The organism is Aestuariivita sp., assembly GCF_049276915.1.
In the GTDB taxonomy this organism is placed as follows: Bacteria; Pseudomonadota; Alphaproteobacteria; order Rhodobacterales; family Rhodobacteraceae; genus Aestuariivita.
Genome location: NZ_JBASXK010000132.1, coordinates 1 through 7965, shown reverse-complemented (window position 1 = coordinate 7965; position 7965 = coordinate 1). Strand labels below are relative to the sequence as shown.

At 52.0% G+C, this 7965-nt stretch carries 7 protein-coding genes and 2 pseudogenes; 1 reads left to right on the top strand and 8 read right to left on the bottom strand.

Going from position 1 to position 7965, the window contains the following annotated elements; all coding sequences use genetic code 11:
* Positions 1-719: 719 nt before the first annotated feature.
* The 8 genes and pseudogenes from WAO69_RS14245 to WAO69_RS14210 all read right to left on the bottom strand — a co-directional run.
* On the bottom strand, positions 720-1502 hold the full coding sequence (locus tag WAO69_RS14245) for an HpcH/HpaI aldolase family protein (protein WP_422180270.1): 783 nt from the start codon (positions 1500-1502) through the stop codon (positions 720-722).
* Positions 1503-1516: 14 nt separating this feature from the next.
* Complete coding sequence (locus tag WAO69_RS14240) at positions 1517-2311, bottom strand: phytanoyl-CoA dioxygenase family protein (protein WP_422180268.1); 795 nt, start codon at positions 2309-2311, stop codon at positions 1517-1519.
* A 40-nt stretch (positions 2312-2351) separates the two neighbouring features.
* Positions 2352-3653, bottom strand: coding sequence for a TRAP transporter large permease (locus WAO69_RS14235; RefSeq protein WP_422180266.1), 1302 nt, complete (start codon positions 3651-3653; stop codon positions 2352-2354).
* A 6-nt stretch (positions 3654-3659) separates the two neighbouring features.
* Entirely contained in the window at positions 3660-4142 is a 483-nt protein-coding gene (locus WAO69_RS14230) for a TRAP transporter small permease subunit (RefSeq protein ID WP_422180264.1), read from the bottom strand.
* A gap of 30 nt (positions 4143-4172) precedes the next feature.
* A complete protein-coding gene (locus WAO69_RS14225) occupies positions 4173-5306 on the bottom strand; it encodes a TRAP transporter substrate-binding protein (RefSeq protein ID WP_422180262.1) in 1134 nt (377 codons plus the stop codon).
* 160 nt (positions 5307-5466) lie between these two features.
* Positions 5467-6159 (bottom strand): GntR family transcriptional regulator, encoded by a 693-nt coding sequence (locus WAO69_RS14220; RefSeq protein WP_422180260.1) that lies wholly within the window; start codon positions 6157-6159, stop codon positions 5467-5469.
* A 245-nt stretch (positions 6160-6404) separates the two neighbouring features.
* Positions 6405-6765 (bottom strand): annotated as a pseudogene (locus tag WAO69_RS14215) (IS6 family transposase); the annotation flags it as partial.
* 39 nt (positions 6766-6804) lie between these two features.
* Positions 6805-7164: pseudogene (locus tag WAO69_RS14210) on the bottom strand (integrase core domain-containing protein); the annotation flags it as partial.
* Positions 7165-7301: 137 nt separating this feature from the next.
* On the opposite strand from WAO69_RS14210, the gene WAO69_RS14205 reads away from it, so the two are divergent.
* The coding region (locus WAO69_RS14205; RefSeq protein WP_422180258.1) for an IS110 family transposase at positions 7302-7965 on the top strand (664 nt) is incomplete at its 3' end.

Genomic DNA, 7965 nt, shown 5'->3' with positions numbered 1-7965 from the left:
AAACGCCAACACACTGAAATTGCTTCACTTTTTTAATGCGCCCTTCTGAAGGCCTAGGGCGGTCGGTTAGAGACAAAGCGGGTTCAGAGACCGATTTTGGGTATTTAGCCAGTCTCCGAAGGGCGGTCGCAACGGCTAAACCCCTTTGAAACCAAAAGAAAAAAGGGCCCCATAAGGGCCCATCATCTGTTTTGGCAAGTGTAAGTGGCGGAGAGACAGGGACTGGCAGCGAACCTTCTCCGCACATCATACCATTGATTTTGCGGAGTTTTACCATCAGTTCGAATTCTGCTGGATTCAAATGCGACTGGCATCTAACTCTGATAAACCTGCTGATCAAAGGTGCACTGGTCCGCCAAGGATAATTTCACGCACCGATGAGTTTTAAAATTATCTAGTCCAGATGCCATCGCCAGCGGCTGGGTTTCATTCCCTCGATCATCTGTCTTCTAGTCTTTGCGGTAAACATTGGGCCGAGCCTGAGCTCCCGATAGCGGATCGTTTCACGGCTCAAATCGACGCCTCGTTCAAACAGCAGATCTTCGACGGTACAAATCGAAGGCAGGAAAGGTGCGTATAGCATCATCGCTAAGCGAATGATCTTGGGACTGGTTGAAGTACTTGAACGTCTAGTATTTTATAATGGCAGGTCGCTAAGGCACCGACCTGCCCGCTTCAACCGATGTTGCTTTGCCAGCACCCCTCTGCCCGCCCCAACTCTAATCGCCCTGGCGACACTCCTTTAACTCTTCCAAGCCGCTTGACAGACTGTTCGCCAACAAGCCGATGTCGTAGGAATAAGACACCATGGTGAAACCCTGCGCCATCCACGCTTTAGCGATGTCAACAGTCGGCGCCATACAAGCCGCGAATTTTTCATGGCGCTGGCAAGCCTCAAGCATCTTTTCAATCGCGGAATGAATTTGCGGACCATCTGTCTGACCAGGGATATTGAGCGACAAAGACAGATCAAACTGGCCTAAATGAGCGCCATCAATACCGTCTACAGCCATTATTTCATCAACGTTTTCGACGCCCTTCTCTGTTTCAATCATGGCCAGCACAATGGTTCGATCCTCAGCGACCTTCATTTTTTCAGCGATATCGCCACCTGCGTAATCATCATGTGCTCCACCAAAAATGGCCCCGCGTTGGCCTTTGGGAGGGTAGCGCGTCCAAGAGACGATTTCCTTTGCTTCCTCAGCGCTTTCGACCATTGGCATCATCAAACCCATCGCGCCAAGATCCAACAATCGCGATGCAAACTGATATTGTTTTCCCGGTGGGCGCACAATTGGTACAAGATCCAACCCTCTGATATAGGAAAACTGCCGTTTCATCTCATCGAAATCGAAACCGCTATGTTCCATGTCATAAAGTACGAAATCTGCGCCGGCAGAAGCCAAAATTGCTGGAAGACCGGGCGAAGTAAGTTCGAAAACCATTGTTCCAAAACTGTTTTCTCCGCGTTGAAGCGCTTGTTTGACAGGGTTGTTTCGCATCGCCAAGCTTCCTTTCAATCCGCAAGATCAGTGAGTACATTTTCGTCGCCCGGAATGATTGGAGAAAAATCTCGGGCAGCAAGGTATTCCGGACGCGCAAAAGCCGTGCCCTGATTATCCGTCGTGCAAACATTCAGGTAGAGAATGGTACGGCGAAGTGGGGTTATATTGACCGTTGAGCCGTGAACAACATTCATATGCAAAAACAAGATTGATCCGGCTGGGCCGGTGATGGCTTCGAGTCCGTTTTCTTTCACCAACTTATCCAGCGTGTCGTAGGGAATGTCATAACGGTACTTTGCAGCGGCACCGTGATCTTCGGCGTTTTTGTTGATATTGGCTTCCTGAACAATTCCGGCATGCTGTGTGCGCGGCACACACATCAGAGGTGCATTGCAAGATGTGCATTCATCCAGCAGAATCGAGATCATCAGCCCATCGGGTTCAGGAACGCCATCGACCCGATGATATGTTCCGAAGTCCTGATGCCAGTCAACTATAGCGCCGCCTTTCTGTTTCGCGTTGACACGTGACTGGTGCACATAAACTTGCTTTTCAAGCAATTGTTCGGCCACTGCGACCAAGTCAGGATGTCGCGAAAGCGCCTCGAACCTTTTGTCAAGCAGATGCATACCGTATACGACGTGCGGTGACCCATCCGCTTCTCTTGTAACCTCTGGCCCGTCGTACTTGGCAAGATCCTGAAGCGCGCTTTCAAGCACAGCCAATTCATCAGCCGAGAGCATGTTTTCCACGAGAACATAGCCTTTGTCCTCATATTCTGCGATTTGACCTTGGTTCAGTTTCATTGGATTTCACCTCTCTTAGATTGTACAAAAGACGGGTTCATTATCCGACCAGCCAGAGCGCCAGCGGCGGATAAAAAAGCAGGACCATAAGCCCGACCATCTGAAGCGCGATGAACGGGAGCATCGCGGCAAAGATTTCCTGAAGTTCCACATCCGGCGGAGCGACACTCTTGAGAAAAAACGCAGCAGGGCCAAAAGGTGGTGTCAGATACGCGATCTGGACGTTCAGACAAAACAGCACGCCGAACCACACTGGATCGAAACCCAGCTGATCGACGATAGGCACAAATATTGGCATGGTCAGAAGGCAGATACCTATCCAGTCCATCACCATGCCCAAAACAAAAATGATCAACATCATGATAAAGATGATCCCAAGCGGGCTGAACGGAAGCCCTTGCATCATCTCACCAACAAATCGCGTTCCGCCGATCAGGCCATAAACACCGATCAGCGCCGCCGCCCCAAAGGTCAGCCAAAGAACCGTGCCACAGACCTTCATGGTTTGCTGCAAGACGTCTTGCATAAGACGGATTGTCAGTCTCCCACGCACCGCCGCGCATAGCATTGCACCTGCGACACCAACGCCAGCAGCTTCGCTCACGGAAGCAATACCGGTATAGATGCTTCCAAGCACCGATGCACCCACCAGAACCGGAAGTAACAAGCCCAGCAAAAGGCGTTTCTTTTCTGACGCGTCAAGGTGGTCGCTGGATTCCGGAATCGGCCCGAGGCTTGGGTTTAACCGACAGCGAATGTAAATATAGCCCAGATACAGAAACGCCAAAAGCAAACCAGGGCCGACCGCAGCCAGAAACAGGTCTCCTATCGAGACGCTGGTGGTCAAACCATAAATGATCAAAACGAGCGACGGGGGAAGCATCGTACCCAATGCACCGCCCGCGCATATTGTACCGATTGCTAGCTTTCGGTCATAGTTGAGACGCATCATCTGGGGCAAGGCAACCGCCCCAAGTAGCATGATCTCTCCGCCAACAATACCGGTCATCGTCGCCATAATCATAGCAGCGATCATGGTTTGCAGCGCGACGCCACCGCTTAGTTTCCCGGACCATAAGTGCATTGCATCATAGAGATCATGCGCGACCCCGGATTTCTCCAATATCAAGGCCATCAAAACGAACATTGGGACGGCGATCAGCGCATAATTGTCGATGGTCGAGTATATTCGACTAGCAATCAACGGAAGTGCGTTGGGCCCGAAGGTCAACATCAGTGTGACGACTGCAACAGAGCCAGTGACAAACACCAGCGGGACACCGAGCATCATGAGCAGGATGATCGCCAACCCCATAAAAAGAGTAATCGTGCCAATATCCATTGCCATTTACTCTTTCGCTGTACCGTGCCGCAGAGAAACCAGCAATTGGACCGCCATCAATGCCGATGTTGCGGCAAGCATCGGCTTCAGTATAGCGGGTGTCGGCGAATTGAAGGCCGTGCGTGTGCTGTGCCAATTGCTCAGCGCTTCCCAAGCTGATGGCGCGCCACCATATGCAACAGCACACAGAAAGATAAGTCCGAGCACGACACTAAGAAGATCAACCATCCTGCCAAAGGGTGCAGGAAGACTGTCCTTTAGCACCGTTACGCGTATATGCTCGCCTTTCGCCAAGACGTACAAGCCGCTTACCACAAAGCAGCTTGCACTAAGCAGGACCGTTAACTCGTGCACCCAGATGGTTGGCGCATCAAAGCCATACCGCATGAAGACCTCGTAAACCGTGATGATCACAGCAACAAGAAACAGCGGCGACATCCAGTCACCGATAGCGATTGAAGCGCGACTGAACGGATCTTTGGATGCCATTGAATTGTTCGCCCTGTTCTGTGACGATGTTTACAGAAGCCCGAGTTGCTTGAGGAACAAAGTCTGACTATCGACCATCTTGATCGCCATTTCCGATTCAGCGGCCAATTCCGACCAGACTTCAGAGGCTGTCTGGCGGAACTTCAGACGCTCTTCGGCTGGCCAGTCCACAAGCTCAATGCCCAGATTGTCTGCATCCTGTGCGATCTTCTGGTCCTCAATCATCAACTGTTGATACATGTCGCGGCTAAAGTCGCGGGTCGCCACAGTCAGAATGGCTTGTAGATCCTCAGGAAGTGAATCCCACCGGCTCTGGTTTACCACAATATCCGTCGCGGGCATCGAGTGGAAACCAGGATAAATCGAGTACTTGGCAACCTTCGCAAACCCCAAATCCGCGTTCATCGACAAGGTGCCCCAATCCGTAGCATCCAGCACACCCTGTTCCAGCGACGTATAAACTTCACTGCCGGGAATACTCACTGGCGCGCCGCCAAACCGTGCGAGTATTTCGCTAACCGAGCCGGTTGGCGCACGCATTTTGACCCCTTTGAGGTCCGCTGTACCACGGATCGGCACTCGGCTCGGGATCGATTCCATGCCGTGCCAGACAAGGCCAACATGATAGGTGCCATGGCTGGCGTAAAGCTCACGTGCCAGTTCCTTACCGCCACCATATTCATACCAGGCTTGCATTTGGTCAGGCCGCTCATAGGCCCCGGCAAGATCCCCGAGCATGATGAAAGCAATGTCTTTTTGTGCAACGTAACCGCCACCGCCATTCTGACCATCAAGAATTCCATTTTGAACCGCATCGTACAATTCCATAGCACCAACAACGGTTCCCCCCGGCAGAGGCTCAATAGTCAAACGGCCTCCGCTCATAACACCAACGCGATCGCAGAATGCTTCAAAGATGCGCATGTTAATCGATCCGGAACCCCAGAGCGTCTGGAAGCGCCAGGAAAACGCCTCCTGAGCCTTTGCAGCACTCGTGGACACTGCGATCGATACAGGCGCAGCAGCGGCCCCGGCAAGAAAGGCACGCCGGTTTTTGAGTTTCGATGTTTTTTCCATTTTGTTCTCCTGATTATGAAGTATGGTGCCGGTGTTGGCGTTATTGGAAGCGAAACACTTTTGCGGTTCGCAGGTGGTATCCTTCAAAAGCAAGTTGCTCACTGACCCAAACCTCGTCTTCAAAAGCGACTAACAGGAGTGATGGGCAAGATGCCTGGTTTCATTTTAGGTCCGTCTCCCTCGTCTTTAACTTTAGCATTTCCTGCTCAGTCGTGGAGTTACCCGTGTAATGGTCCCGAAAGAGCCTCTAACGTGCTGTCCACAGAAACTCACTCTCTGTCTCGTACTTTTGGGACATCCGCTCGATATGAATACCGATGATGGCTTTGGTGCTTTCGATATCACCTACGTCCAGCAAGCCAATCATCTCGGCATGATCCTCCTGAGCCTCGCACAGAAGGTGTCCGTGCATCGACTGAAGATTGGTCCGCAGCGCCTGAAGGCGTGGTGCAAACAGACGATGCGCTTCTTGTAAGGAAGGGTTGCCCGCGTGAGTGAAAAAAGCTTGATGAAAGGCATCATCATCGTGGGAAAAATCCGATCGCTGCTTTTGTTCCGCATCGGTCGTCATTCTCTCAAATCGACTTCGCAATTCTAGAAGCAAAAGATCAGGGGCGCGTTGCATCGCCAAATCAACCGCTGCACATTCAAGAATGTGGCGGACTTCACAAAGTGAACTGACCTCTGCCGCGGTCGGCTGAAACACCAGGCAACCACGTTGCGGCATCACTTCCACGAGACCAAAGGACTGCAACTGCACAAAAGCTTCACGAACAGGGGTTTTCGATGTTCCGAATTCCTGCGCCAGGGCGTTCTCGCTCAGCATCGTGCCGGAGCGCCTGCGCCCCGAAACAATGTCATCAAGCAATGTGTCGAAAACCTGAGAGGTCAGGGATTTGGCGCGCTGAATCATACTTCGTTGTCGAAAATAAAATGACATGAAGCAATGTTCAAAAAGTCGACGTGTTCAGTATCTAGAATTGTTTTCAAACGCGATGTTGACCGAACTACCATGCAATTGGACCGGCTCGTAACACCGCTACCCGACATTGCGAAAGCTCCCCCCAAAGCATAATCCGGAACTCAAAAAGCTCCCTAGAAGTTGAATATGCCGCACTATTTCCTCAGGCGTCAAGGAATTAATATCTTACCGATCAGATATCAATGAACCGCGATGGGTTTGTAAGTTACCACAGTATGTGGCTGACCGCGCAGCTTCATCGATTTCTTGAGGAATTTCAGGGCTGATTTACGATCTCGCCGTTTCGTAACATAGCTTTCCAGCACCTCACCTTCATGATCAACGGCGCGCCAAAGGTAATGGGTCTGGCCGTTGATCTTCACAAAAACTTCGTCCAGGTGCCACGGCCAGTTCGAAAAAGATCACATCCGGCGTATCCTGTTTCTGCGAAACTCTGCTGCGAACATAGGGCCAAATCTGTTCCACCAGAACCGAACCGTTTCATCGCTGATGTCGATGCCCCGCTCGTGCAGCAGGTCCCCGGACGTTTCGCAACGACAGCGGAAATCTGACGTACAACATAATCGCAACGCGGATGATCTCCGGGCTCGTCTTGAAGTAGGTGTCACATCCCGGAAGGTAATATGGCTGTTTCTTGAACAGCTCTGGCTTGAGTTTGTGCCAGTCCTTCATCGCCTGCAAGGGCGTCTTGCTGCCCAGGGCTGATTGCGGGAGCTGCTGATTGTAGAGCCAGACGTAGCGGTGCAGCGTCGTCTCCAATTCTTCGCCTGATTGGAAATGATGGCTCTGCAGGACGTCTTCGATGCGGCCATTGAAACGCTCGACCATGCCGTTGGTCTGAGGCGACTTCGGTGGCGTGAGGCGATGATCGATGCCGAGGGCGGCGCACAGCGTGTCGAACTCGTGCGCGCCGGTCGCGGCACGCTTGCGCAAGCCGAAGAGGCGATCCGTAAACTCTTTGCCGTAACACCTTCGGAATGATGCTGATTAAGAGGCTATGACCGCCTGCGCAGCCCCCAAATAGCGCAGCAGGTGGTCATAGCCAGGTCTCGGGTCCTTACAGTGGTTTTGCACAAACCACACCGCAAAGGAGACCGACTATGACCAAGATTATTGTTGCACAAGATGCCCCTGTTTTGGTGGCTATCGACATCGCCAAGGCCCGGCATGAAGTTTTGATCGCTATTCCAGATAAAAAACGGCGACGTCGCTTAACCGTTTTGAACGAACTCGCCGACTTCAACCGCCTCGTCACAGTACTGAAGGAATACGGACGGCCAGTTCGTGTAGCCTTTGAGGCGACTGGCAATTATCACCGTGCCTTGGCGTACCATCTGGCAACTGCTGGCTTTGAGGTAAAGCTGGTGTCCTCAGTGGCTTTGGCGCGTACGCGCGAAGCCCTCAACAACAGCTGGGATAAGAATGACCCAAAGGACGCGCAAGTGATCCTGCATATGATGGAGATCGGGAACGAGCAATATTACCACGACCCTCTGGTATGCGGCACGAATGACATTCAAGAGCTGTCCAAAACCCACGATATCGTCTCCAAGTCGAAGACTGAACTTTGGCACCGGGTCTTGACCCATTATCTGCCGCTGTACTTCCCTGAAGTGGATCGATTTCTCCGCAGCTCGCGCAGTGATTGGTTCTTTGCATTCCTTGAGCGTTATCCATCACCACATCTTATCACGGCAATGGGCAAAGACGCTTTCACCGCTGATGCTTGGGACGTCATTGGGCGCAAGGTCGCGAAAGAGCGTT